General features: G+C 44.0%; 20 protein-coding genes. 8 read left to right on the top strand and 12 right to left on the bottom strand.

What is annotated here, in order from left to right; translation table 11 throughout:
• Positions 1-214 precede the first annotated feature (214 nt).
• The 4 genes from DFP79_RS08000 (at position 215) to astB (ending at position 5,302) form a co-directional block, all read left to right on the top strand.
• Positions 215-1,246 (top strand): arginine N-succinyltransferase, encoded by a 1,032-nt coding sequence (locus DFP79_RS08000; RefSeq protein ID WP_133503412.1) that lies wholly within the window; start codon positions 215-217, stop codon positions 1,244-1,246.
• Between the two features lie 112 nt (positions 1,247-1,358).
• Positions 1,359-2,402: an arginine N-succinyltransferase gene (gene astA, locus DFP79_RS07995; protein ID WP_133503411.1), complete on the top strand. Its 1,044-nt coding sequence runs from the start codon at positions 1,359-1,361 to the stop codon at positions 2,400-2,402.
• A gap of 61 nt (positions 2,403-2,463) precedes the next feature.
• A complete protein-coding gene (gene astD, locus DFP79_RS07990) occupies positions 2,464-3,942 on the top strand; it encodes a succinylglutamate-semialdehyde dehydrogenase (RefSeq protein WP_133503410.1) in 1,479 nt (492 codons plus the stop codon).
• A 10-nt stretch (positions 3,943-3,952) separates the two neighbouring features.
• Positions 3,953-5,302, top strand: a complete 1,350-nt coding sequence (gene astB, locus DFP79_RS07985; RefSeq protein ID WP_133503409.1) for an N-succinylarginine dihydrolase — start codon at positions 3,953-3,955, stop codon at positions 5,300-5,302.
• Between the two features lie 124 nt (positions 5,303-5,426).
• Here the strand turns inward: astB and DFP79_RS07980 are convergent, their stop codons facing one another.
• From DFP79_RS07980 to cbiB, 6 genes are all read right to left on the bottom strand, one after another.
• Entirely contained in the window at positions 5,427-5,759 is a 333-nt protein-coding gene (locus DFP79_RS07980) for a DUF1904 family protein (protein ID WP_133503408.1), read from the bottom strand.
• A 3-nt stretch (positions 5,760-5,762) separates the two neighbouring features.
• Positions 5,763-6,173 (bottom strand): DUF2914 domain-containing protein, encoded by a 411-nt coding sequence (locus DFP79_RS07975; RefSeq protein ID WP_133503407.1) that lies wholly within the window; start codon positions 6,171-6,173, stop codon positions 5,763-5,765.
• A gap of 321 nt (positions 6,174-6,494) precedes the next feature.
• Positions 6,495-6,992: a xanthine phosphoribosyltransferase gene (gene gpt, locus DFP79_RS07970; RefSeq protein WP_133503406.1), complete on the bottom strand. Its 498-nt coding sequence runs from the start codon at positions 6,990-6,992 to the stop codon at positions 6,495-6,497.
• Positions 6,993-7,171: 179 nt separating this feature from the next.
• Entirely contained in the window at positions 7,172-7,723 is a 552-nt protein-coding gene (cobU, locus tag DFP79_RS07965; RefSeq protein ID WP_133503405.1) for a bifunctional adenosylcobinamide kinase/adenosylcobinamide-phosphate guanylyltransferase, read from the bottom strand.
• Positions 7,720-8,835: an aminotransferase class I/II-fold pyridoxal phosphate-dependent enzyme gene (locus tag DFP79_RS07960; protein WP_243730230.1), complete on the bottom strand. Its 1,116-nt coding sequence runs from the start codon at positions 8,833-8,835 to the stop codon at positions 7,720-7,722. The genes cobU and DFP79_RS07960 overlap by 4 nt, the downstream gene beginning before the upstream one ends.
• Positions 8,805-9,731 carry an adenosylcobinamide-phosphate synthase CbiB gene (gene cbiB, locus DFP79_RS07955; RefSeq protein ID WP_341777642.1) on the bottom strand — a complete coding sequence of 309 codons (927 nt, stop codon included), beginning with the start codon at positions 9,729-9,731 and terminating at the stop codon, positions 8,805-8,807. Before cbiB ends, DFP79_RS07960 begins: the two co-directional genes overlap by 31 nt.
• Positions 9,732-9,833: 102 nt before the next feature.
• Between cbiB and DFP79_RS07950 the strand changes: the two genes are divergently transcribed.
• Positions 9,834-11,327 (top strand): cobyric acid synthase, encoded by a 1,494-nt coding sequence (locus tag DFP79_RS07950; protein WP_133503403.1) that lies wholly within the window; start codon positions 9,834-9,836, stop codon positions 11,325-11,327.
• A gap of 37 nt (positions 11,328-11,364) precedes the next feature.
• Here DFP79_RS07950 and DFP79_RS07945 read toward each other — a convergent pair whose 3' ends face one another.
• Complete coding sequence (locus tag DFP79_RS07945; RefSeq protein WP_133503402.1) at positions 11,365-12,714, bottom strand: MATE family efflux transporter; 1,350 nt, start codon at positions 12,712-12,714, stop codon at positions 11,365-11,367.
• Positions 12,715-12,971: 257 nt separating this feature from the next.
• Here DFP79_RS07945 and DFP79_RS07940 point away from each other — a divergent pair, with 257 nt between their 5' ends.
• Positions 12,972-13,883, top strand: a complete 912-nt coding sequence (locus DFP79_RS07940) for a LysO family transporter (protein ID WP_133503401.1) — start codon at positions 12,972-12,974, stop codon at positions 13,881-13,883.
• 59 nt (positions 13,884-13,942) lie between these two features.
• Here DFP79_RS07940 and DFP79_RS07935 read toward each other — a convergent pair whose 3' ends face one another.
• Positions 13,943-14,659: an NAD(P)H-flavin reductase gene (locus tag DFP79_RS07935; protein ID WP_133503400.1), complete on the bottom strand. Its 717-nt coding sequence runs from the start codon at positions 14,657-14,659 to the stop codon at positions 13,943-13,945.
• A gap of 149 nt (positions 14,660-14,808) precedes the next feature.
• On the bottom strand, positions 14,809-16,074 hold the full coding sequence (gene rho, locus DFP79_RS07930) for a transcription termination factor Rho (protein WP_133503399.1): 1,266 nt from the start codon (positions 16,072-16,074) through the stop codon (positions 14,809-14,811).
• A gap of 623 nt (positions 16,075-16,697) precedes the next feature.
• Here rho and DFP79_RS07925 point away from each other — a divergent pair.
• On the top strand, positions 16,698-18,218 hold the full coding sequence (locus tag DFP79_RS07925) for a Ppx/GppA phosphatase family protein (protein ID WP_133503762.1): 1,521 nt from the start codon (positions 16,698-16,700) through the stop codon (positions 18,216-18,218).
• A 157-nt stretch (positions 18,219-18,375) separates the two neighbouring features.
• Here the strand turns inward: DFP79_RS07925 and ppk1 are convergent, their stop codons facing one another.
• From ppk1 to DFP79_RS07910, 3 genes are all read right to left on the bottom strand, one after another.
• Entirely contained in the window at positions 18,376-20,637 is a 2,262-nt protein-coding gene (gene ppk1, locus DFP79_RS07920) for a polyphosphate kinase 1 (protein WP_133503398.1), read from the bottom strand.
• Between the two features lie 154 nt (positions 20,638-20,791).
• Positions 20,792-21,784, bottom strand: coding sequence for a porphobilinogen synthase (hemB, locus tag DFP79_RS07915; RefSeq protein WP_133503397.1), 993 nt, complete (start codon positions 21,782-21,784; stop codon positions 20,792-20,794).
• Positions 21,785-21,890: 106 nt separating this feature from the next.
• Positions 21,891-23,816, bottom strand: coding sequence for an ABC-F family ATP-binding cassette domain-containing protein (locus DFP79_RS07910; protein ID WP_133503396.1), 1,926 nt, complete (start codon positions 23,814-23,816; stop codon positions 21,891-21,893).
• 248 nt (positions 23,817-24,064) lie between these two features.
• Between DFP79_RS07910 and hslO the strand changes: the two genes are divergently transcribed.
• Entirely contained in the window at positions 24,065-24,934 is an 870-nt protein-coding gene (hslO, locus tag DFP79_RS07905) for an Hsp33 family molecular chaperone HslO (RefSeq protein WP_133503395.1), read from the top strand.
• The last annotated feature ends 113 nt before the right edge of the window (positions 24,935-25,047 follow it).

Genomic DNA, 25,047 nt, shown 5'->3' with positions numbered 1-25,047 from the left:
TTTTTAACGAGACAAACTCAATACAATCCATCGCCTCTTCCTCACTTACTCAAATTCGACCGAATATGTCCAAAAGCCAAAATATTGAGTCGCAATTTGAAAAGTTGCTCCCTACTTAATCTCGATCACTTAAGTAATAATTTAAGTATATAAAAAAACAATTGATTGCCTTAAACCGCACATCTGTTGCCCACGCCGTTTTTAGGAGTTCTACATGTACCTTGTTCGACCAGCAGATTTTCAAGATTTACCCGCACTAGAGCGTCTCGCTCAACAAGCTGGTATTGGGTTTACGAATTTCCCTGCGAATCGTGACAGACTGAACGATAAAATTGCATCGTCAAAACGCGCATTGCAGACGGACGTCGTCAACCCCGGCGATGAAACCTATTTATTTGTGTTGGTCGATGAAGCAACAGGAGATGTCGTAGGCACCTCCGGCTTAGAAGCTATGGTGGGTCTAGAAAGCCCATTTTACAGTTACCGCATTGATGAAGTTGTTCATGCCTCGCCACAACTGCAAATCCACAATCGTATCCCTGCGTTATTTCTATGTCATGATTACAGCGGCACCAGTCGAATGATGGCAATGATCATAAATAATCAGCACCAAAACCCAACAGCAATGTCATTGCTTTCTCGTGCCCGCCTTCTTTTTATTGCTAAGCATTCAGACAGATTTACGCAAAAGTTATTTGTTGAGCTTCGAGGCGACAGCGACAAACACGGCTACTCCCCTTTTTGGGAATCGTTAGGCAAACACTTCTTCAGTATGGATTTTAAAAAAGCCGATTACTTGTCCGGCGTCAGCAGTAAGCATTTTATCGCCGATCTCATGCCTCGATACCCTATCTATGTCCCAACTCTTTCTAGCGAAGCACAAGACGTAATTGGTGTCGTTCATGAAGACTCCGCAAAAACGTCGGATCTGCTTTTGGATGAAGGCTTCGAATTCAGAGGGTACGTCGACATCTTTGATGCAGGCCCCACCGTAGAAGCTCGAATACAAGACTTGAGAACCATCAGGGAACAAAAATCCGGAAAAACACTGATCTCCACAAAAAGTGAAATAGAAGCGAAGAATACTGACAGTGCATCTTACTTAATTAGTGCGGGACACCTTGAAGATTTTAGAGTGACTTCTGCGAGAGCCATATCGCAAGTTGCAGGTCTTAGTATTGATGATCAAACAAGTGAGCGGCTTTCAATAGGCTCAGGGAGTCAAATTCAATGGGCAACCTTATAAGGGTGAACCAAAACAGCTTTCAGCGACGTCCATCGAAAGCGACTAACCTGCACCGAAAGGCATGTGCGTTACTGATTCGCTTCTCACACAAAACTGAACAAGGAATTCTATCATGATGGTAATACGCCCTATTCAAATAGATGATATGACTTCGCTGTACCGTTTAGCAGAACAAACAGGAGTTGGCTTCACATCTCTGATCCCCGATGAAGTCATTTTACAAAGAAAAATTGAAGCATCACTGCATTCGTTCGCCAAAATGGAATTGAATCAACCAGCTAACGAAGACTATTTATTTGTATTAGAAGACACTGAAACAGGCGATGTTGTCGGAACAACAGGATTACTCGCTGCCGTTGGTTTGGAAGAGCCATTCTATAGCTACCACATTGGCACGACAACGCACTCCTCGCGTGAGCTAGGCGTGCACAACATTCATCCAACATTAGTGTTAAACAATGATTACACGGGAATTAGTGAGGTCTGTACTCTCTTTTTAGAAGAAAGTTATCGCCATTCCAAAAATGGACAACTGTTATCGAAAAGTCGATTTATGTTTCTTGCGCAGTTTCCAGAGCGCTTTACCGAGAAAATTTTCGCAGAAATGCGCGGGGTATGCGATAAAAACGGCCTATCACCTCTATGGGAAAGTCTTGGCAAACACTTTTTCTCTATTGAGTTCGAACGTGCTGACGAATTAACGGCTTTAGGAAGCAAGCAATTTATCGCAGAGCTCATGCCGCATAACCCAGTATATGTGAACCTTTTACCAGAATCAGCACGTGAAGTACTCGGTAAGGTACATGAAAAAACCGCGCCAGCCCGTCATCTGCTGGAGCAAGAAGGGTTTCGATTTGAAAACTACGTCGATATTTTCGATGGTGGCCCAACCATCGAAGCCAGAATCTCAGACATTCGCGCCGTACGAGAAAGCCGTTTGTGCTTATCTTCCGTAGGTACTCCAAAAGACGCGAACGAAGGCACACATTATCTTGTTTCAAACGCCAAGCTAGAGGACTTTCGATGCATTCTTATTCAGCGTGCTACTCCGCCAGGCAGCGGTTTAGTGCTATCCGATGAAGAAGCAAAACATTTAAAAGTCGATTACAAAGACCCAGTGCGCATTGTAGAACTGTCTCCACATGCCAGAAGGTAGTCATTGCGCTGACAACCTCAGATCGAGATAACACAGTTATTGCTAACGTTAGGAGTATACGATGAAACAGAAACACTTCATTAACGGTCAATGGCTTGAAGGTGAAGGGCCGACATTTACCTCTGTTGACCCAAGTAACGGGCACGTTTTATGGGAAGCAAATTCTGCCTCATCATCTCAAGTGGATGAAGCCGTAGAAGCCGCCAGAACAGCATTTCCCTTGTGGGCAAACCTCCCTATAACAGATCGCCTTGCTGTTATAGGAAGGTTTGTTGAACTGCTAAAAAGCCATTCAGAAGAGATTGCAACGGTTATCAGCCAAGAGACGGGCAAACCACTTTGGGAAACACGAACAGAAGCCGCTGCAATGGTAGGTAAAATCACCATATCCAAACAAGCCTACGATGAAAGAACAGGCGAAAAATCAACAGATATTCCCGGTGCAACAGCGAAATTACGTCACAGGCCGCATGGTGTTGTCGCGGTGTTTGGCCCCTACAATTTCCCTGGGCATTTACCGAACGGACACATTGTACCGGCCCTAATCGCCGGCAATACGGTCGTTCTTAAACCCTCTGAACAAACACCTGCAACCTCCGATCTCATTATTCAGTTGTGGGAGAAAGCAGGTTTGAGCGATGGCGTATTAAACCTTGTACAAGGTGAAAAACAAACGGGGGTTATTTTATCAAACCATATCGGAATCGATGGATTATTCTTTACGGGCAGTCCGGAGGTAGGACAGATAATTCACAAAAATTTTGCTGGTCACCCGGGAAAAATTCTCGCTCTTGAAATGGGTGGAAATAACCCGTTATTGGTCTCTGGACAGACGACTAACATTCCCGCGGTTGTGCACGAAATCATTCAGTCCGCTTTTATTTCCTCTGGGCAAAGATGCACCTGTGCGCGTCGAGTGCTTCTACCAAAAGGCAAACATGGAGATAACATTCTCCAGCACCTAATAGCAGCCACTAAAACCATCGTTGTCGATAAATACGATGCGACACCACAACCTTTTATGGGCCCCATCGTCTCTGCCAGCGCAGCCGATAACATGCTTTCAGCGTATGAATATTTAATAACGCTTGGCGCAAAAAGCCTTGTTCCAATGAAACGTGGCGATTCAGCAACAGGCTATGTATCGCCAAGCATCATTGATGCAACAGACATCTTAGACTCTCTACCAGACAAGGAATATTTTGGCCCTTTGCTCACAGTGATCCGTTACGATTCCTTGGATCAAGCCATGAAGGTCGCGAACAACACACAATACGGTCTTTCTGCAGGAATATTGTCGGACGATAAAAAAGAATATGAATGGTTTTTACAACACAGTCGTGCAGGAATAATCAATTGGAATAGACAAACTACCGGAGCGTCTAGTGCCGCACCATTTGGCGGAACAGGTGCGAGTGGAAATCACAGAGCGAGCGCTTACTACGCTGCCGATTACTGTGCTTACCCTGTTGCCAGTATTGAAGTAGAAACTCTCTCTATACCAGATACATTGAATCCTGGATTACGTTTTCCTAAGTGAGGAGCGCACTATGACAACGATCGAAGCAAATTTTGATGGTTTAGTTGGCCCGACTCATAATTACAGCGGGCTGTCATTTGGCAATGTCGCGTCGACGGGTAATACCTCCAAACCGTCGAATCCAAAAGCCGCCGCAAAGCAAGGTCTGGAAAAAATGAAGGCGTTGGCCGATATGGGCTTCGTCCAAGGTGTACTTGCACCTCATGAGCGGCCTCATATTCCAACATTACGCAAGCTCGGCTTCATAGGTTCAGACAGTGGCATTCTTGAACAAGCTTTAAAGCAAGCGCCAAAATTGCTCGCCGCGGTCAGTTCCGCTTCCTGTATGTGGACAGCAAATGCTGCAACCGTTTCACCCAGTTCAGACACGAAAGATGGCAGAATACACTTCACTCCAGCAAACTTAGTGAACAAATTTCACCGCTCAATAGAGCACGAAGTAACCGGCCGTATTCTAAAAGCAACGTTTAGCGATGAAGCACACTTTGCTCATCACCCGACGCTGCCAAGTGTAGAACACTTTGGCGATGAAGGCGCCGCCAACCATACGCGTTTTGCTTCTGAATACGGTGGTAAAGGGATTGAATTCTTTGTTTATGGAATGTCTGCATTCAATACCCAAAACCAGCGTCCGCAAAAGTTCCCAGCACGTCAAACGCTAGAAGCGTCTCAAGCAATCGCAAGAAATCACGGCTTAGACGAACAGCAAGTGGTCTTCGCTCAGCAAAACCCCAATGTTATCGACAAAGGCGTGTTCCACAACGATGTTATTGCCGTGGGCAATAGAAATGTCCACTTTTACCATCAAGAAGCATTTTTAGATTCCGCAAAAATGCAAAGCGATCTTCAAAGAGCTTGGAGGTTCACTGGCAGCACACAAAAACTTCACTTTGTTGAAGTCCCCAGTTCGGAGGTAAGTGTTCAAGAATGCATTCAATCTTACCTGTTTAATAGCCAGCTATTAAGTCAAAGCAACGACGAGATGATCTTAGTTGTTCCGAATGAATGCCAAGCACAACCAAACGTTTGGGGCTATCTTCAGCGCATAGTTGAAAACGACTCCCCTATTAATCAAGTGAAAGTCTTTGATCTAAAACAAAGTATGAGCAACGGCGGTGGACCCGCTTGTTTACGTTTGAGAGTTGTATTAACTGACAATGAAAAAAACGCATTGAACCAAAACACACTCATGAACGAGCGCCTGTTTAGAACGCTTAACCATTGGGTAGAACAACATTATCGAGACCGATTGGTCGAAAGTGATTTATCGGATCCCCAACTGCTTCAAGAAAGCAGAAAGGCACTGGATGAACTTACCCAAATATTAAAACTGGGCAGTGTTTATGACTTTCAACGTTAGTTTTGTCTTTACATGAATTGAGAGATGATTTGAATACAAAGACAGTATCTACAAAAGCAGCCACAGAAACGTTGGAACAAAGATGTGATTTAGAGATCAATCAGCAGATTTTGAAGGCATTAAATCAAACGTGCTTTCCATTTTTGAAGTAATTTTGCGGATCAATTTCGTGGAAGACAACAACGATTTCTTGCTGAGGCTCAACAACCGTTCTAACAAGTTCTTCAATCGAAGCTGCAATCGTAGGCTTTAAGTCATGATCAGTGTTGACCCATGATATTTCAAAGTAAGGAAAGCTAGAAGATGCGCCCGCCACACCAAGATAGATGGACTTTTCATATTCTAAGGAAAGTGCAGACGCCGAAATTTTGGTAATATCAGCTAGTTGACGAATAAGACGTTCCGATAGGAATTCAAGGTCTTCAAATGGCAAACCTCGTGCCCGAATGTGGAACATAGGTTAATACTCGTCTACATAATCGAATGAATAACGGTCGACAATATTACCGTCTTTGACGACTTCAACGGCCCAAGTGCCATCAAAACCGGGCATGAGTTTTTTACTCGACCAGACACGCCAACGATCGCCACCAATATCAAAGGGAATTTCAGCTTGTACATCGCCATCTAATAGCCAACGATGGATAACTTGGTTACCTTTCATATCACGTAAATCGGTAAAAAAATACACGCGCTGAATTTCGCCGTATTCAACCTTGATAACATTACCAATGTCATCAATCGGCTCTCTTTCTACAACATCAGAAGAGAATTGAGCTCGTGCGACATACCCTTCCGCCCATGCTTTTGACCCGACTGCAATGAAAACGAGTACAAAATATACACATGCTCGCTGGAAAGAATGTCTCATAGTATTTCCTTTATAGAATCTCAGTGAATGACCGTTAATCGAGTACCCTGTACTAATTGACCAAGCTAAGACACAAAGATTTCGCTCCATATCTTGCTATAACGTTGCACTCTTTTATCAGCCGCTAGCTCCACTCTGTCACTATGATCCTATCGTAACGGCATGACAATACAACAAACTATCACTTACATCTTTGAAATTTGTTTAGTCCTATCTCTCTGGATGAAACAATCTCAAAGACAGAAGCAGAGCAACTGCTTCCATCATCTATTAGTCAGTTTAGCGAAACTATTCTACGACATTCAAAGAGATTTACAAAAATTAACGACTATGACGATCCGCAATCGGTGTAGAAAAGGTGTATTCCATATCCCATGGGAAGCGAATCCATGTGTCCTGACTGACTTCAGTAATAAAGGTATCTACAAGCGGTTTGCCAGCTGGCTTAGCGTATATCGTTGCGAAATGTGCTTTTGGCAACATATCGCGAACTTTTTGCGCAGTGCGGCCTGTATCAACAAGATCATCAACAAGAATGAAGCCTTCGCCGTCACCTTCTACGCCTTTTAATACGTTAAGGTCACCTTGCTTCATTGCCGCATCTCCCTTACTTTCCGATCCGTAGCTTACGACACAAATGGTATCAATCAAACGGATGTCCATTTCACGGCACAAAATTGCTGCGGGGACTAATCCGCCTCGGGTAATCGCGATAATGCCTTTCCACGGTCCTTGTTCAAGCAATCTCCAAGACAATGCGCGGGCATTACGATGTAGTTCCTCCCAGGAAACGGGAAAGTCTTTCGAATATGGGTTCATAGCTGGCTCCTGCAATTTTAACTTCGTTACACCCTCAAGAGCGGAACTCAATGGGGAATCTTAGAAATAAACAGTGGTTAAAAATCACTCAATAATATTTAACCATGTAGTCAAACTTTAAATTGCAGCGCATTTTAGTCGAGTTTGATCAAAATTGCATGACACAGAGAAAAAAAGTTTCACTCGCCTTTTAATGATAAAGGCAGACCTGCTGACACAAACGTGACTTTGTCACATTTTTGCGCAATCTCTTGATTAAGTGAACCAAGTTCATCTGAAAATTCACGTGCGAGTTTATTCATCGGCATAATCCCCAAGCCCACTTCAGCAGAAACAAGAACAACGTCACAATCAACCGATAAAAGAACCTCAAGCAATGCGTTCTTGTATTGCTTAATGTCTTTTCTTGGCTCGTCACAAAGAAGGTTTGTTATCCACAATGCACAACATTCAACAATGACGGTGTGTGGCGTGCCTCGATATTGATCCGCAACCTCTTGAAGTGTTACCGCCAACTCTAAGGGCTCTTCAATCAGCTGCCAGCTCGTGGGCCTTCTTTGTTTGTGCAGCTCAACCCGTTCGAGTAGGCCTTCATCCAGCACGTTTCCATCGTCATCCGTCCACAGTTTGGTTGTCGCTATATAAGTAACGTTTCCTTCTCGTAGTGTCGCCCAGTTTTCCGCGTAAGCGCTTTTCCCGCTGCGAACCCCGCCCAGTACAAAGTGTTTCATGAAAGATCCTTTAAGCCATCACCGCGAATTAATCGAATCAAACCTTTATCAAGTTGATCCATTTCCGCCATTGCGGGTAACGCAACGCGAATCCAACATTCACCTCGACGAACATGTATTCCGACACGGTGTAACCAGTCAAAAGCCTGCTCAGTTTCTTCCTCTGTATCAAGCTGCCATGTATAAAACAACGCATTTGATCTAACAGCTTGGGAATCAAACACGGTATTCAGTTTCGGTCGAATAATCTGCCAAAAATGCTGATGCCTGATAGACAAAGCCTCTCTAGCACACGTTTGCCACTTTGAATCTCTCAGCGCTTTGGCAACAAGATAAAGAGCAGGCGTTGCGACCGCCCAAGGGCCGATGAGGTTGTTGATACTATTTGCGTATTCGTGAGCAGCAAACAAAAATCCAACACGGGCTCCCGGTAAACCAAAAAACTTTCCAACAGACCGCATAACCCAAACGTTCCCCAATGCGATGTCTTCAATGTGATTAGTCAGCAAACTATATTCAGGCGTCGCATCCATAAACGCTTCGTCCACCACAAGGTGCCGCGCTTCCAGTCCATCAATTGGGTTGTTCGATGTGCTGCGTACTTGAATTAGTAGCTTTTCCAACGTACTAACACTCGCCATCTCAGCCGTTGGGTTATTTGGATTTACAACAACAGCGGTAAACCATGTCGAATCGATTAATTCATCAAGATGTTCATAACTTTGAACCGAAAACCCCCACTTTTTCCACGCGAATGCATGCTCTTTGTAACCTATTTTAGGCACTTTAACGATTTTCCGAGCATTTTCTTTGATCGTTGTGTTGGCAGAAAAAAGCACGGGAAGCACTTCAATAAACTGTTGGCTGCCTGACCCAATTGCAATCGGCTTTACCTTAAAGTACTCACTCGCGGCTTTATAAAGCACATTTTGATCAGGCAGTTCATGCCATTCTTCGTTCGGTATATTGGGGATCGGCCACGGTTCTCGATTGCACGCTGAAGACAAATCTAACCAATCATCCGCCACGCCATTTGTAAGACGAGACCACCTTTTTAAATCTCCGCCGTGTTTTAGCGGGGTTAGATCAAAATGCAAATTACCACTCCCCAAAGATAGACCCCTTTATCGATTAATTTAATGGATTCTTTTAAATGATGCGGTGTAGGCGGTAACCCTTCACCAAGAACAGGTCGGTGTTCTAGTTTCCCAAAATACGGCGCCTCTCCCCCTAGCTCTACGCCCAAAGCGCCCGCTCCTGCAGCCATAACAGGACCTGCATTTGGGCTTTTCCATGTATGAGATTGTTGTCTGGCGCAGCGTGTGGCAGGTTCCCATTCACCACAAATTGCATAAGTGAACACAACGAGTCGGGCTGGAATGTAATTCATAACATCATCGATTCGTGCCGCGCACCAACCAAATTGAAGAAATTCTGAATTCTTGTATCCCCACATTGCATCCAATGTATTGCTTAGTCGATACACCAACGCTCCAACAGGGCCGAACAGCAAAAACCAAAAAATCGGCGCAAAGATCGCGTCCGCACCATTTTCAAGAACCGATTCAATCCCAGCTTTGGCGGTTTCGGATTCGTCGAGCGCAGCAGTATCACGACTAACAATTCGACTCACGGCTTCCCGCGCAATCACTATGTTACCTTCCTCAAGCGGGGTTAAAATCGCCTGTGTATGCTCTCGTAAGCTCTGCCAGCCAACACAAAAATACAGTACTAAGATAGACAGCAATGTATTTATCCAACTTGGCAATGCACCTACCATCAATACGCAAATTAGAGCCCATGGGATAACTGCAGCGAACCACGCGACAACGCCCATAAACCGCTGGTGAAATACACCGTTTTCTAATGGCAGTTGAAAGCGTTTTTTACACGCATCAACCCACTGCCCAAACCAAATGAGTGGATGCCAATTTTTGGGTTCTCCGATCATTCGATCTAAGACCAAAGCGGCAACAACGACAAACGCCGTTTCAGAAAAATGAGACACAAGAAAATCTATCATAATAAAAGGGTAAAAATTCACTCTAATTCAGGCAAAACAAGGTTAGAATTCTAACACTGATTTGAGCAATTTAAGTGAACACAATACATGACAACGTTAAGTTTGATGGTACAAGGCACTACGTCCGATGCAGGTAAAAGCACATTGGTCACGGCGTTATGCCGAATTATGAAGCAAAGAGGGCTCAAAGTAGCACCATTCAAACCTCAAAATATGGCTCTTAACAGCGCGGTAACGCCAGAAGGGCATGAAATAGGACGAGCTCAAGCTGTTCAAGCTCAGGCGGCGGGCCTAGAACCAAATGTTCACATGAACCCTATCTTGCTTAAGCCAAATACCGATACAGGCGCACAAGTTATTATTCAAGGGAAAGCAATCGGCAACATGAACGCCGTTGGTTATCACGAATACAAAACGATCGCGAAAGCCTCAGCGCTTGAGTCCTACTATTCACTTGCAGAAGACCAAGATGTGATGTTGATCGAAGGTGCAGGAAGCCCTGCTGAAATCAACCTTCGAGCACGAGACATCGCTAATATGGGGTTTGCAGAAAGTGTAGATTGCCCTGTAATCATTATTGCTGACATCGACAAGGGCGGCGTTTTTGCTCACCTAGTCGGCACACTTGAACTATTAAGCCAAGCTGAGCAAAAGCGCGTCATTGGCTTTGTCATTAACCGATTTAGAGGCGACAAGTCACTACTCCAATCCGGTTTAGATTGGTTGGAAGAGCGCACCGGAAAGCCTGTGATTGGAGTGCTCCCTTATCTACAAGGCTTTCATCTGGAATCTGAGGATGCCGTTGCTCACAATACCTTTAAAAAGACAGAAACTCGACTAAAAGTCGTGGTTCCGGTTCTGCCACGCACCAGTAATCATACTGATTGGGACGCATTGCGCTTGCACCCAAATGTCGACGTGACGATTGTTGGCGCAAACGAAGCCATTCCCGCTTGCGATTTGGTTATTTTGCCGGGAAGCAAAAGCGTTCAGACGGATTTGTCTTTTCTTAGAGAACAAGGTTGGGAACGTTACCTTAATCGTCACTTACGCTATGGCGGGAAAGTACTGGGGATTTGTGGAGGGTTTCAAATGTTAGGAGAAACACTGGAAGACCCGCTCGGTTTAGAAAATAAAACCACCAATAGCTCTGCTACTGGATTAGGCTTCATTCCGATGAAAACCGTGCTAGCAGAAGAAAAGCAGCTGAAATTACAGAAAGGAAAGATTGTAGGGCTGGCTGACAATAATGGTTCCGCTGCGCACGTAGAAGGCTATGAAATACATTCGGGTGTTTCCAGCTTTCACAAAGACATCAAGCCTTTGATCCAGCTAGAGTCGTCTTATGAGGGTTATATTTCACCAGATAAACAAATCATCGGCACTTATTTACATGGTTTGCTCGACCACCCTGAATCATTAGAAGCGACTTTAAAGTGGGCTGGCGCTAGCGACACGGAACACTTCGATTATCAAGCCTTTCGAGAACAGGAAATACAACGACTTGCTGATAGCTGTGCGCAACATATGAACATTGATGAGCTTATTGAATCTTGCCAAGCATTTGTAACGCAAGCTTAATCACTTCAATTGTACCGCCTATCGACGTTTAGCTTGATCAAGCTAAACGTCGATATAAGACTCTAAATCGCCAAATAAGCAGACATGCCAATAAGCTCAATCCTGCGAGTAGGCCTAAGTAGAAACCTCGAACCGTTAAGGTTTCTGCCCAAGGGCTATAGTGGGATAACCAATAGCCAAGTGGGATACTGAGACCAAACAACGACATACCAAACGCGATCATCGGCGTTCTGGTATCTCTCAGACCACGTAACGTGCCAGTAAAGATCGTTTGAACGATATCGGGAAATTGATAACAAGACGAAATGAGTAAGATTCCCGCTGTCATTGTCGCAACATCAACATCATTTGAGTAGATATAAGGGATCGACTCATAAAAGGCTTGAGTTAGCGCGAAGCACATACAGAAATACCCAATTCCCAACGCCAAAATGAGTTTTACTCGACGCATCACCCCCGCCATACCTTCATTAGAAATCGCTTTCGCAACCACAATAGCGGTCACCGCACTCATTGCCATAAGCGGTGTAAACAAGGTTGTTGAATAAGACATAACAACTTGGCCGGCACCCAGTGCTACATCCCCAAATGCCGAGATGAGCCACGTCATGGAAGAAAAAAGCCCTAATTCAAAGGCAAAAGCGAGCCCTGCAGGTACGCCCACTTTTAGCAGTAACCTAAACTTTTTAACATAATGCCATTTTAATTTAGCAAACAGCGGAGATGGATTGATTTTCAGATCGTAAATAACGAACACGACAACCGCTAAATACAAAGAGATCGCTGAAGCAAAGGCTGCTCCTTTTGCCCCCATTTCTGGAAAACCAAAATGCCCATAGATAAACACATAATTTAGAGAAACGTTAATCAACAAGCTTAACGTAGCGATAATTAAAGGCAGATTCGGCCTGCCGGCGGCTTCGTATAAATTTTTATACGCCGTCATCAGTGCAAGCATTGGGATCGCAGGAGCAATCACCACTAAATATTGTTTGGTAACTCTTTGGGTTTCTGGCTCGTTTGCTAAAAATGCAGCGAATTCAGGCAAGACAAAAGCAGTGAGCAGTGCGGCAATCACACCAAACACTAAGGAAACTCCTACGGCTTGAGACATGTAGATGTTCACCATTTTGATTTGACGACCGTGTAAATGTCGCGTGATCAATGGCGTCAAACCGAACGTAATCCCCATTAAAAAACATCCCAATGGCATCCAAAGGCTTGCAGCCAATCCAACGGCAGCAAGATGCAACGCATCGTAGTGCCCTAGCATGATGGTATCCACCGCACTAATAGAAAGCTCTATTGTCATGGTTAGAACCATGGGAAACAAAAGGTGAAGTACTTCGGCTAGATGTGGATATTTTTTAGAAATGCTATTTAACACTAACGTTGCTCTGTTGGTTGTTATGTTTATTTAACGAAAATCGAACTTCCCTTTCTGTGCGCGAGACACCTTACGTTAGGCTCAATAAAGACGAAAGCGCTAAAATGCCAAAAATAAAGGAAGAGAATGCGGCTAAAATACCGCGAATTGCATTTTACAGATAAGGTTGACAGAATCCCTCTACTCTTTCGATTTATACATCGATTTATCTACAACCACGAACTATTCGAGATGGATTTCATCGTTAAACCTAAATTATGACAATACTATCCACACTTGGCCCTTTGTTGGCTGCGCTTCTATTTGGTTTTTGGTTTAACCTACCCTTCCTAAGCCAGAATGTCGTTTCTAAAAGCCTAACTTATCTGACTTACCTTATTTTAGGCTTTATAGGCTACAGCATTGGTGCCTTAGACAACCTTACCGCTAAAGTTGCTGTTGCTGGAATCCAAGCCAGCGTATTGTTTTTCTTTATTACGCTCATTCCGTTAGCCGCTCTGTGGATAAGCGGTCATTTTATGCACGCCGGGCACAGCACTAATTTGGATGTGGATAATAAAGCAGCAACCAAACATGCATTAATCGATGCCAGCATAACGCTTGCTTGGGTTGTTGCTGGTGGCGTTCTGGGATTTTATTTAAAACACTGGCTTAGTAATGTCGATGAATTCGTCACTTGGTTACTCTACCTCCTGCTCTTGCTCGTAGGGTGTCAATTAAGACAAGGGAATCATCGGCTTCGAAAACTGTTCTTAAATCGGCATGGTGCAATTATTGCCTTCGTTTCAATTGGAACGACATTAATAGGCGGTTTAATTGGCGGTTGGTTACTGGATTTGCAATGGAATCATAGCCTTGCAGCAGTATCAGGGTTCGGTTGGTACAGCCTTTCAGGGATCTTGATTACTGGGCTTGGTGATCCGGTCTTAGGCACTACGGCATTTTTACTCGATATTGGCCGTGAAATCGTCGCTTTGATACTGATTCCATTTTTGGCGCGAGTGAATAGCCACATTTCAGTGGGCTACGCGGGAGCAACGGCAATGGATTTTACCTTGCCACTATTAGGAAAATGTCACGGGATTGAAGTGATACCAACCTGCATCGCAAGTGGGTTCATTCTCAGCTTCTCGGTTCCCTTGTTAATTCCATTATTTATGGGGCTTTAAATTACAAAGCTGCAATTTATGGAGCTGTAGCGAACAGCTCCGTACCACAAAAAATTTGGTTATTTATTTCTCGGAGCGTAAGCAAAGACATCAGAGTAACAACGTTTTTCTTCAAGACCTGCCTTTTCTAATTCGTCCAGTGTTCCATAGACCATGGCAACCGAGCCACAGACATAAGCCGCACTGTTAGATAGATCTGGATGATCTTCCAAAACAGCTTCATATAACCAGCCTTTACGCCCGTTCCATTCGTTGCTGTCATCGTTTACAACGACATGGAAATCAAAAAGTGGACGTTCTTGAGTTTGTTTAATCCAGTCCTGCATAAAAACGTCTTGCTCAGTTCGAAGGCCCCAATAGAGAGAGACTTTTCCTGAATAATTGCGTGCCACCAAATCATCGTAAAAGCTCTTGATTTGAGAAAAACCTGTTCCACCTGCGATCATGAGCAAGTTATCAGCCTCTAAATCAAGTGCACCATTCTCAATATGACAGTCGCCGCCGGCCATCTTGATATCTACAGTACTGTTTTCAGTTAAATAAGTGACGACCTTTTTTGCTAACGATTGATCATCAGACACGAGAATATACAACGTAAGCTCTGGCAGCTCATTTGGAGCACTGCCAATCGAGTAAGGGACATGTTCGCCGCTAGGCAGTATTATCATCAAGTATTGCCCAGCAATAAAATCAGCGTCACCCACATTAAGCGTTGCACTGTAAACATTATGGTTCACTTGCTCTACTGCACGAACACTGGCTTGTACATCTCTCACTCAACTTACTCCACATTCTAAAAAATTAGGGCTTATCTACTCTACCCTTGTCAAAAGCACTTTAGGATATTGGTTTATACCTTTTCGAACGGCAAAAAAAAACCACTTTATTAAAGTGGTTTTCATTAGATATTTACAAATAATCGATCTTATTTGTTTTTGCCTTTCATTGACTGGAAAAACTCTTCGTTCGTCTTCGTCACTTTTAGGCGGTCAATTAAGAATTCCGTCGCGGAAATATCTTCCATCGGATTAAGAAGTTTACGTAGAATCCACATGCGCTGCAGCTCATCTTCTGTCGTCAATAGATCTTCACGACGAGTACCAGAACGGCGAATGTTAATTGCTGGGAACGTACGCTTCTCTGCAATTTTACGATCCAAATGCAGCTCAGAGTTACCTGTACCTTTGAATTCTTCAAAGATAACTTCGTCCATTTTAGAACCGGTATCGACAAGTGCCGTCGCGATAATGGTTAAACTACCACCTTCTTCAATATTACGAGCCGCACCAAAGAAACGCTTTGGACGCTCAAGTGCGTTGGCATCTACACCACCCGTCAACACTTTACCCGATGAAGGGATTACCGTGTTGTAAGCACGCGCTAAACGAGTGATCGAGTCCAATAAGATAACAACGTCTTTCTTATGCTCAACAAGGCGTTTCGCTTTCTCGATAACCATCTCAGCCACTTGAACGTGACGTGCTGGTGGCTCATCAAAGGTCGATGCAACAACTTCGCCACGTACAGTACGAGACATTTCTGTTACTTCTTCCGGGCGCTCATCGATAAGAAGAACGATCATATGACATTCAGGGTTGTTGCGAGTGATTGCGTTGGCAATGTTCTGCAACATGAAGGTTTTACCTGCTTTTGGAGGCGATACAACCAAAGCACGTTGACCTTTACCCATTGGCGCAACCAAATCGATAATACGTGACGTTACGTCTTCAGTTGAGCCATTTCCTGCTTCCATAAGCAAACGGTCGTCTGCAAAAAGCGGTGTTAGGTTTTCAAATAGAATTTTGTTGCGAACGCTATCAGGCTTATCAAAGTTGATCTCGTTCACTTTTAAAAGTGCGAAATAACGCTCACCATCTTTTGGTGGGCGAATTTTTCCTGCAATAGTATCGCCCGTGCGCAAATTAAATCGACGAATCTGACTAGGAGAGACATAAATATCGTCGGGGCCCGCTAAATAAGAGCTATCTGGAGAGCGTAGGAAGCCAAATCCATCTTGAAGAATCTCTAGGATACCATCGCCGTAGATATCTTCACCGCTTTTAGCATGACGCTTTAAAATTGAGAAAATGACATCCTGCTTACGAGAACGGGCTAGATTATCCAATCCCATCTCAGCTGCGATCTCAAGAAGTTCGGGTACTGATTTCTGTTTTAGTTCGGTAAGGTTCATAAAGGAGTTTTATTTAGCTCATCTGCGGACACTTGACGAGATTAGCGTTCGAAAAAGTATGTATGTATGCTAATCGCAGTCGGAAGCGGTTAATATTATCGCCATTATTAAATAATTTAGGCTGCGAAAACGTTTAAAAGTACGATATACACAACCGTGATCAATAAACTTGCTAAATGCAAAGTTATATAGCGCGAAAAATCTGATTGGAGTCTAAACAGATGTAATCTTGAGTAAGAATACGTCTTTTAGACACTAGCTACTATAGTTCGACTTATACTTGAGGTCTATAGAAAAATACATGAAATATGCTTTTTTTGCTATTTTTTGATCAATAACAATGGAATAGCGTAACCCAAACGTTCAAAAAACAAACAGTTCTTTCTTTTTTAAGCCTCCCATATGAGATAGATCAATACTAAGCAGAAAATTGTGATTCATTCCTCTATGTAGATTTCACTCATTAGGGTGTAAAATCCAGTAAGGCCGTGCTTGAAACCGTTCATTTAAAGCGGCCTATTCTATCTTCCAGCGCTCAGAATTTATTCATTGAGACACATCGAAAGAGACCAATCTCTTTTGTGAGCTGGAGTTTCCAAATAGACAAACAAGGCTTTAATTGGATGCAATCACTTTTACTGCAGCAATCCCACGACTTTCCATTTGAAAAAATTGCCGCAATCGACCTAGGATCAAACAGTTTCCACATGGTCGTTGCACAAGTTACACATGGACAGCTTCGTATTACCGGTCAATTTGGAGATAAAGTTCAGCTCGCGGCAGGTTTACACAATGACGACCTATTGGATGAGGCGTCTCAAAAAAGAGGGCTGGACTGTCTAGCTCAATTTGCTCAGGTTATTGACGATTTGCCTGCAGGCGCTGTGCGTATTGTCGGTACAAACGCTCTTCGAGCTGCAAAAAACCGATATGACTTCATTCTTAAAGCCATGGACGTTATTTCGCACCCTGTTGAAATTATTGCCGGCAGAGAGGAAGCCCGCCTTATTTATGTGGGTGTATCTAAAACAATGGATCACGGTGATCAAAAACGTCTGGTGGTCGATATTGGCGGCGGCAGTACCGAATTCATCATTGGGAGAGGCTTAGACCCAATTTTGACCGAAAGTCTGCATATGGGGTGTGTTAGTTTCCGTCAGCGTTTCTTTGCAGATGGCACCATTACCAAATCAAACTTTCAAAAAGCCGTCACCGCAGCGCGCCTAGAACTGCTCAGTATTCAAGAGGATTACCTTGGCGAGCAATGGGATGTCTCTATTGGCTCTTCGGGCACAATCAAAGCCGCTTTTAACATCATAAAAGAAAATGGCTGGGGCAAAAAAGGCATCACGCCGAAAACACTGAAGCAATTACAGAAAGAAGTCATACTCGCTGGCCATGCGGATAAAATCGACCTTATTGGGCTGAAGCCTGAAAGAAAATCCACCTTTGCGGCTGGACTTGCGATCTTAACCGCTGTTTTTGAGTGTTTTGAAATCGAACAAATGGATTTTTCAACCGGTGCTCTTCGAGAAGGTGTTCTATACGACATGATGGGGCGCTATGCTGAGTCCGATATACGTGAACGCACGGTGAATTATCTTGTAAACCAATACCACGTTGATATCGAGCAAGTAAAACTCGTTACTCAAACTGCACTTTCGGCTTTATCTCAAGTCGGAGAAGCATGGCAGCTTAGTAACCTTTCCAGTGAAGACATGCTACGTTGGGCCGGATTACTGCATGAAGTCGGTATCGGTATTTCTCACAGCCGCTACCATAAACACGGCGCTTATATTTTAAGCGAATCCGATATGCCCGGCTTTTCCCAACAAGAGCAACAAGCTCTAGCAAATCTGGTATTACGTCACCGCCGAAAGTTCACTCAATCATTGGAATTCAAATTTACCAAAAGAGATCTGGAAGATTTGGATCGATTGGCAATTCTATTACGCCTATCTCACCTTCTTCATGAAGACCGAAAAGAAGGCGATATTCCTATCTTCAATCTCACAGCAAAAGGCAAAACACTCCATGCTGAGTTTTTAGAGGGTTGGCTGGATGGAAGACCACTTACTGTGGCAAATTTACAGCGCGAAGCTGACTATTTGGCAAGTTCAGGGTACAAACTGACGTTTAGCTAAAAACAGGCGCAAAAAATTCAAAAAAAGGTAAGGCCGCTATGCGCCCTTACCTTTTTTAGTTTTGAACAATGTAGTTTTAAACCGGTCTGATTAAGGAAGGTACGAATAAAGGAGCGTTCTCCTCACACTGAAGCCAGTGGACTTGTTCATATCTTCCTTAACTTGAACGAGAGTTATTCGCTAATTCACCCATCAAAGAACGCTGCGCACTTCGGTAATCGTCCTTACGGGGCTTAGCCAATTGATAAGAACCATCACTTTGGAGCAACCAGCTTTGAGTATTATCATTCAAATAATGTTCTAGCTCTTTCTTCACACGACGCGCTAACTTGTAATCCTGAACAGGGAATGCGACTTCCACACGGTTATTGAGATTACGGTCCATTCCGTCGGCACTGGATAAGTAGACCAATGGATTGCGATTGTTATAGAAATAGTAAACCCGAGTGTGCTCTAAGAAACGACCAATAATACTGCGAACTCTAATATTCGAAGAGACCCCTTTTATTCCCGGTCGTAAAGTACAAATACCACGAACAATCAGGTCTATTTTCACTCCAGCTTGTGAGGCTTTATATAGCGCTCGAACCAACCTTTGCTCGGTTAAAGAGTTTACCTTGATAATAATCCGAGAAGGCTCACCCTTACGAGCATTCTCAGCTTCGGCTTCGACCATATCTAATAAACGGTCACGAAGGGTAAATGGAGCATGCAGTAGCTTTTTAACCTTCAGCTCTTTACTCATACCTGTTAATTGTTGGAAAACGCGATGAACGTCTTCCCCTATTTCTTTATCACACGTTAAGAAGCTGTAGTCGGTATATAAACGCGCGTTACCTGCATGGTAGTTTCCTGTACCTAGGTGTACATAACGCACTAATTCGGTGTTTTCGCGACGAACTATGAGAATCATCTTAGCGTGCGTTTTATGTCGCACAACACCGTAAACCACTATTGCTCCGGCATCTTGAAGACGACTGGCCAACGCCAAGTTTTCAGCTTCGTCAAACCGAGCACGTAACTCAATGACAACAGTCACTTCTTTACCATTTCGCGCCGCTTCCACCAATGCATTTGCAATCGGAGAACGAGCTCCTGTCCGGTACAATGTTTGACGAATCGCAACGACTTTTGGATCTTTCGCGGCTTCACTCAACGTATCAACTACAGGAGAGAAGCTTTCAAACGGATGCATTAGAAGGTAATCACGCTGTTTGATCGCCTCAAATATCCCGCCGGATTTCGCTAACTTGTTTGGTAACCCAGGCGAAAATGGCTCATACGTTAAGTCAGGACGATCAACCAAATCCAAAACTGCCATTAAGCGGCTTAAGTTAACAGGGCCGTCAATTCGATACACATCCTGTTCGGCCAGTTCAAACTGAGTCAGAAGAGATTCTACAATGTGAGTTGGGCAATTATCAGCAATCTCCAAACGCACAGAGCTACCATAATGTCGGCTTTGCAACTCTGTACGAAGCGCACCTGCCAAATCGACACCGATATCATCCGAATCCACTTCAAGGTCTGCGTTACGCGTTAAGCGGAACTGATAACAACCTTTGACCGTCATACCTGGAAACAGCTGATCAGCGTGCGCATGAATAATAGAAGATAAAAAGACCATGTTATCGCCCTCATCACACACCTCATCGGGTAATCTCACCAATCGAGGGAGGGAACTGGGCGCAGGGACAATCGCCAATCCATTTTCACGACCAAATGCATCACGCCCTTCCAACTCTACGACAAAGTTGAATGTTTTGTTTGCAAGACGAGGAAACGGGTGAGCAGGATCCAAAGCAACAGGGCTGATAATAGGTAAAGCGTTGTCTCTGAAATAGCGTTTAACCCAAGCCGCTTGCTTATCATTCCAATCGGAACGACGGATAAATTTGATATTCTCGTCCGCCATTTTAGGGAAGATAATATCATTCAAAATTCGATACTGGCGGCGAACCAGCTTATGAGCTTGCTCTGAGATGAGAGACAACACTTTTTTAGGGTGCATTCCATCAGGGCCCGTCGTTTCTCGACTGTACTCCAGCTGACTTTTCAAGCCTGCGACCCGAATTTCGAAAAACTCATCCATATTTGAGCTAAAAATACACAGGAATACGAGGCGATTCAGTATAGGATGATTTTCATCCATCGCCTGCTCCAAGACGCGGGCATTGAACTGTAAGTGACTCAATTCACGGTTGAAATACAGTTCAGGATCCGCCAGATCAATCTCTTCTGGCAAACGTTGCTCAATTGACACCTGACTGGGTGCCAGAGGCTGCTCTGGAATCGTTTCTAATACAATGTCTTCTCCGACATCAGCCTCTTTTTTCACTTCCTTTTGAATTGCTTCGCTCACTTCTACTGACGACTGAACTACTTTTTTTTCAACTTCTGTCACAGACTGATCTGACATGCGCTCTATTACTCCAGTATTTTAATCATCGTGGAGACCGAATTCCGTCTCCACTACAAATTACAACAACACGCTTTGCGGCGCCATTGCATTTTTTGCTTAAATCTTTTAACCAGTGGTTTCAATCGCTGCCTTATCAGAATAAAAGTACAGCCTACTTGTTTAACAACAGTCGAGCGGCGTCTTTTGCAAAGTAAGTCAATATGCCATCCGCTCCTGCACGTTTAAACGCAAGCAACGACTCCATCATTACTGAATCTTTGTCTAACCAACCGTTATTAAACGCCGCCATTTGCATCGCATACTCGCCACTTACTTGGTATGCAAAGGTCGGAACACCTAACTCATGCTTTACACGGCGAACCACATCAAGGTACGGCATACCCGGCTTTACCATTACCATGTCAGCGCCTTCTTCGAGATCTAACATGACTTCCCGAATCGCTTCATCGGTATTCGCCGAGTCCATTTGATAATTGAATTTATTACCTTTGCCAAGGTTTCCACTTGAGCCTACCGCGTCTCGAAATGGGCCGTAATAAGCAGAAGCGTATTTTGCAGAGTAGGCCATGATACGTGTATTGATATACCCTTGTTCTTCAAGAGCCTCTCTAATCGCGCCAATTCGTCCATCCATCATATCGGATGGCGCCACAACCTGAGCACCCGCCTCTGCGTGAGACAAAGCTTGTTTAACCAGCACATCTACGGTTATGTCATTTACAACGTAGCCTGTATCATCAATGATGCCATCTTGGCCATGTGTCGTGAATGGATCTAACGCCACATCCGTCATGATCCCCAACTCTGGACACGCAGCACGAACCGCTTTTATAGCTCTCTGAGCTAGACCATCCGAGTTATAAGCTTCTTCTGCTAGAAGCGTTTTTTTGTCATTTCCGACCACTGGAAAAAGCGCCAGCATTGGAATGCCTAATTCAACAAGCTCTTTTGCTTCTTCTACAAGAAGATCGATAGACACTCGCTCAATTCCCGGCATAGATGGGACAGTTTGACGCTGATTCTCTCCTTCTATTACAAACATGGGAAAAATCAGATCATCGCTACTTAACCTGTGTTCTCGCATTAACCTACGAGAAAAATCGTCTTTACGCATACGACGCATTCGGTTTAGTAAAAAGGCCATCCAGCACTCCTATTATCGTGGGCTAAACTATAAACTTTTTATGACAATATCGTGACAAAGTGATGCAATATTCACTTTATCGTATAAACAAAAATACGATATGGAGTTATAACTCCGCTTCTGCTTCTTCCAATGCTTCCTGAGCAATGAACCAAGCCTCTTCATGTTCCTCTAATTCTTTTTTCCAATTCGCTTCTTGGGCTAAAAGCGCTTGTAACACATCTTTATTTTGCGCTTCGTACAACTCGCTATTTCCCATCTTTTCCGCGATTTCATCAAGATGCTGCTGCGCCTTTTGAAGCCCTTTTTCATGCTTTTCTAATGCTTTTTTCAAAGGTCGTAGTTGTTCACGTCGTTCTGCTGCTCGACGTCGCTCTTCTTTTTTATCGACTTTTTCAAACGCTTGTTCTGCCAGTGCGTCTGAGTTGTCACTTTGCTTATTTGCCTGTTGACGAGACTGAAGCCACTCATGATAAGACTTAAGGTCGCCATCGAACTCGACCACTTGATGATCCGCTACCAAATAAAACTCATCGACCGTGCTGTTTAAAAGGTGTCGATCATGGGACACCACTAAAATGGCGCCTTCGAATTCTTGAAGCGCTTCGGTCAATGCATGACGCATTTCGATGTCCAAGTGGTTGGTTGGCTCATCCAGCACGAGTAAATTGGGCTTTTGCCAAGCAATGAGCGACAAGGCCAATCGAGCTTTTTCACCACCAGAGAAACCTTTTACGGGCCTAAGCGCATCATCACCTATAAAACCAAAGCCACCTAGATACTTCCTAACATCTGACTCTAGAGCCTTCGGCGATATACGCTGTATATGTAAAACGGGAGACGCTTCTAGATCCAAAGCACTTAACTGGTGCTGAGAAAAATACCCGACCTTAGTATTTTCTCCATATATTCGTTCGCCATCCAGAAGCGCCAACTCTCCCACCAAGGTTTTAATTAATGTCGACTTACCGGCACCGTTAGGCCCCAACAATCCTGTTCTTTGACCGTTACGAATGGAAAAAGAACATTGAGACAGTTGAACCTTGTTGTCGCCGGAATCCAACGTATACCCAAGGTCAGCCTGAACCAAGTTAACAAGTTGATCCGATGTTTTATCGGCAAATGGGATGGAGAATTCAAACTGGGAATCGACATGAGCAGGGCCAATCGTTTCCATTTTCTCCAACATTTTAAGACGGCTTTGCGCTTGTTTAGCTTTATCCGCTTTGTATCGGAATCGATCCACATACTTCTGTAAATGTGCGCGCTTTGTCTGTTGCGCTTCATAGGTGGCTTGCTGTTGGGCTAAATGCTCAGCGCGTTGGCGCTCATAAGAGGAATAGTTCCCTGAATACAGAGTCAGCTTTTTCTGGAATAGGTGTACGATGTGCGTACAAATTCCATCAAGAAAATCTCGGTCATGCGAGATCAAGAACAGCGTACCTGGGTAAGCTCGCAACCAAGACTCTAGCCACATAACCGCATCAAGATCCAAATGGTTAGTCGGCTCATCAAGTAACAATATGTCGGAAGGGCACATTAAAGCTTGTGCAAGGTTCAAACGAATTCGCCATCCACCTGAAAAATCAGACACAGGGCGACTCATATCCGCCATTTTAAAGCCCAAGCCTTGCAATAACATTTCTGCTCGCGCTTTTGCGGTATAGCCTTGAGCGACTTCATACTCACTTAACCAATGAGCATGGCCATGATCATCTCCCTTAGCCTGACTCTTCTCAATCTGAGATTCAATTTCCCGAAGACGGTCATCTCCATCTAAGCAATAATCTAATGCGCTGCGCTGTGTTTCTTCCACTTCTTGCGCCATAAAAGCGATACGACGTTGGCCAGGGAGAATAACTTCGCCAGTGTCCGCAGAAAGTTCACCTCTGACTAAAGCAAACAGCGAAGATTTACCTGCACCGTTAGCCCCTATCAAACCAACTCTTTGCCCTTCAAAAAGGGTCATGTCGGCGTTTTCCAGTAGAAATTGAGTTCCGCGTTGCAGACTTACTTGAGAAAATTGAATCATACAAACCTAATGTAATTCGAATAAGAAAACGTCATCGTGATTTAGATCAACCAGCGAGACCATCAAGCATTTTAGAGCGCTCTTCTTATAAACAAAAGACGTATTATTGAGAAACACAGCGTCTCCTTTTAATTTGCACCACATAAAATCGGCATAAACTAGAACTGCACCCTCGCAAAGCGTAAAATACCCAGAATATTCAAACGAAAAATTTAAACACTTCGTGAACGCCACGACAGGTGAAATCAGTGACTAAAACAAACGAAATTCAACGCTTCTCGTTCGACAATACCAATGTTCGCGGAGAACGCGTTCTTTTAAACGAAGCCTACCAAGACATCATCAGCCGCAAAAACTATCCAAAGCAAATTGAAACCTTGCTTGGTGAATTTGTTGCTGCCATCGCATTATTGCGCGATATCGTAAAAATTGATGGCGTGCTGTCCTTACAATGCAAAGGCAATGGGTTCTTAGAAACGCTCATGACAGAGTGTGACGAGAATCAAAATTTGCGCGGCATTGCGCAATGGGACGAAAGCAAAGCCATTCCTGATCAAATTTCATTAAAAGAAGCGCTTGAAGGCGGCTATCTCGTTATTACCATTTCCCCAAAAACAGGCCAACGTTATCAAGGAATTGTAGAAATAGTCGGGGATTCTTTAGCGCAATGTCTTGAGCAGTATTTCCTGCAATCAGAGCAGCTTCCGAGCCGAGTGTGGTTATCTGCAAACGATACACAATGCGGCGGTCTATTTTTACAACGCCTGCCGGCTGAGCAAGCAAAAGAAGGCGACGAAGATGCATGGGATCGCTTTACGCATCTAGCATCCACAGTCAGTGATGAAGAACTTTTGGGTCTACCAACTGCTGATCTTTTACATCGCCTGTACCATGAAGAAGAGGTGCGTTTATACGACGCTAAGGCAATGCAGTTCGGATGTTCATGTACACAACAAAGAACCCGCGAAGCGATTGCATCAATGGGCGCAGAAGAGATTCGTCAAATTCTGAGTGAGCAAAGCAAAATCACTGTAGATTGCCAGTTTTGCGCGCAACTGTATGTTTTCTCAAAAGATGATCTAGCAGACCTTTTAGGGGATTTAAGCCAAACACACTGATCATCAAGTGATGATAGACGTTACAAAAACTAAGACACTGCCTAAACTAAAAAGCCGAAACATCACTGTTTCGGCTTTTTACATTCTGACAAAGGAGATGTATGAAATTTAGA

The organism is Marinomonas balearica (genome assembly GCF_004362145.1).
Lineage (GTDB): Bacteria > Pseudomonadota > Gammaproteobacteria > Pseudomonadales > Marinomonadaceae > Marinomonas > Marinomonas balearica.
The sequence above is the reverse complement of the archived record's forward strand: the minus strand, read 5'-3'. Positions and strand labels throughout refer to the sequence as shown.

Coding starts and splice junctions, on each gene's coding strand:
- DFP79_RS08000 (WP_133503412.1), top strand. CDS start 215: ATGTACCTTGTTCGACCAGCAGATTTTCAAGATTTACCCGCACTAGAG.
- astA (WP_133503411.1), top strand. CDS start 1,359: ATGATGGTAATACGCCCTATTCAAATAGATGATATGACTTCGCTGTAC.
- astD (WP_133503410.1), top strand. CDS start 2,464: ATGAAACAGAAACACTTCATTAACGGTCAATGGCTTGAAGGTGAAGGG.
- astB (WP_133503409.1), top strand. CDS start 3,953: ATGACAACGATCGAAGCAAATTTTGATGGTTTAGTTGGCCCGACTCAT.
- DFP79_RS07980 (WP_133503408.1), bottom strand. CDS start 5,759: ATGTTCCACATTCGGGCACGAGGTTTGCCATTTGAAGACCTTGAATTC.
- DFP79_RS07975 (WP_133503407.1), bottom strand. CDS start 6,173: ATGAGACATTCTTTCCAGCGAGCATGTGTATATTTTGTACTCGTTTTC.
- gpt (WP_133503406.1), bottom strand. CDS start 6,992: ATGAACCCATATTCGAAAGACTTTCCCGTTTCCTGGGAGGAACTACAT.
- cobU (WP_133503405.1), bottom strand. CDS start 7,723: ATGAAACACTTTGTACTGGGCGGGGTTCGCAGCGGGAAAAGCGCTTAC.
- DFP79_RS07950 (WP_133503403.1), top strand. CDS start 9,834: ATGACAACGTTAAGTTTGATGGTACAAGGCACTACGTCCGATGCAGGT.
- DFP79_RS07940 (WP_133503401.1), top strand. CDS start 12,972: ATGACAATACTATCCACACTTGGCCCTTTGTTGGCTGCGCTTCTATTT.
- rho (WP_133503399.1), bottom strand. CDS start 16,074: ATGAACCTTACCGAACTAAAACAGAAATCAGTACCCGAACTTCTTGAG.
- DFP79_RS07925 (WP_133503762.1), top strand. CDS start 16,698: ATGCAATCACTTTTACTGCAGCAATCCCACGACTTTCCATTTGAAAAA.
- ppk1 (WP_133503398.1), bottom strand. CDS start 20,637: ATGTCAGATCAGTCTGTGACAGAAGTTGAAAAAAAAGTAGTTCAGTCG.
- hemB (WP_133503397.1), bottom strand. CDS start 21,784: ATGGCCTTTTTACTAAACCGAATGCGTCGTATGCGTAAAGACGATTTT.
- DFP79_RS07910 (WP_133503396.1), bottom strand. CDS start 23,816: ATGATTCAATTTTCTCAAGTAAGTCTGCAACGCGGAACTCAATTTCTA.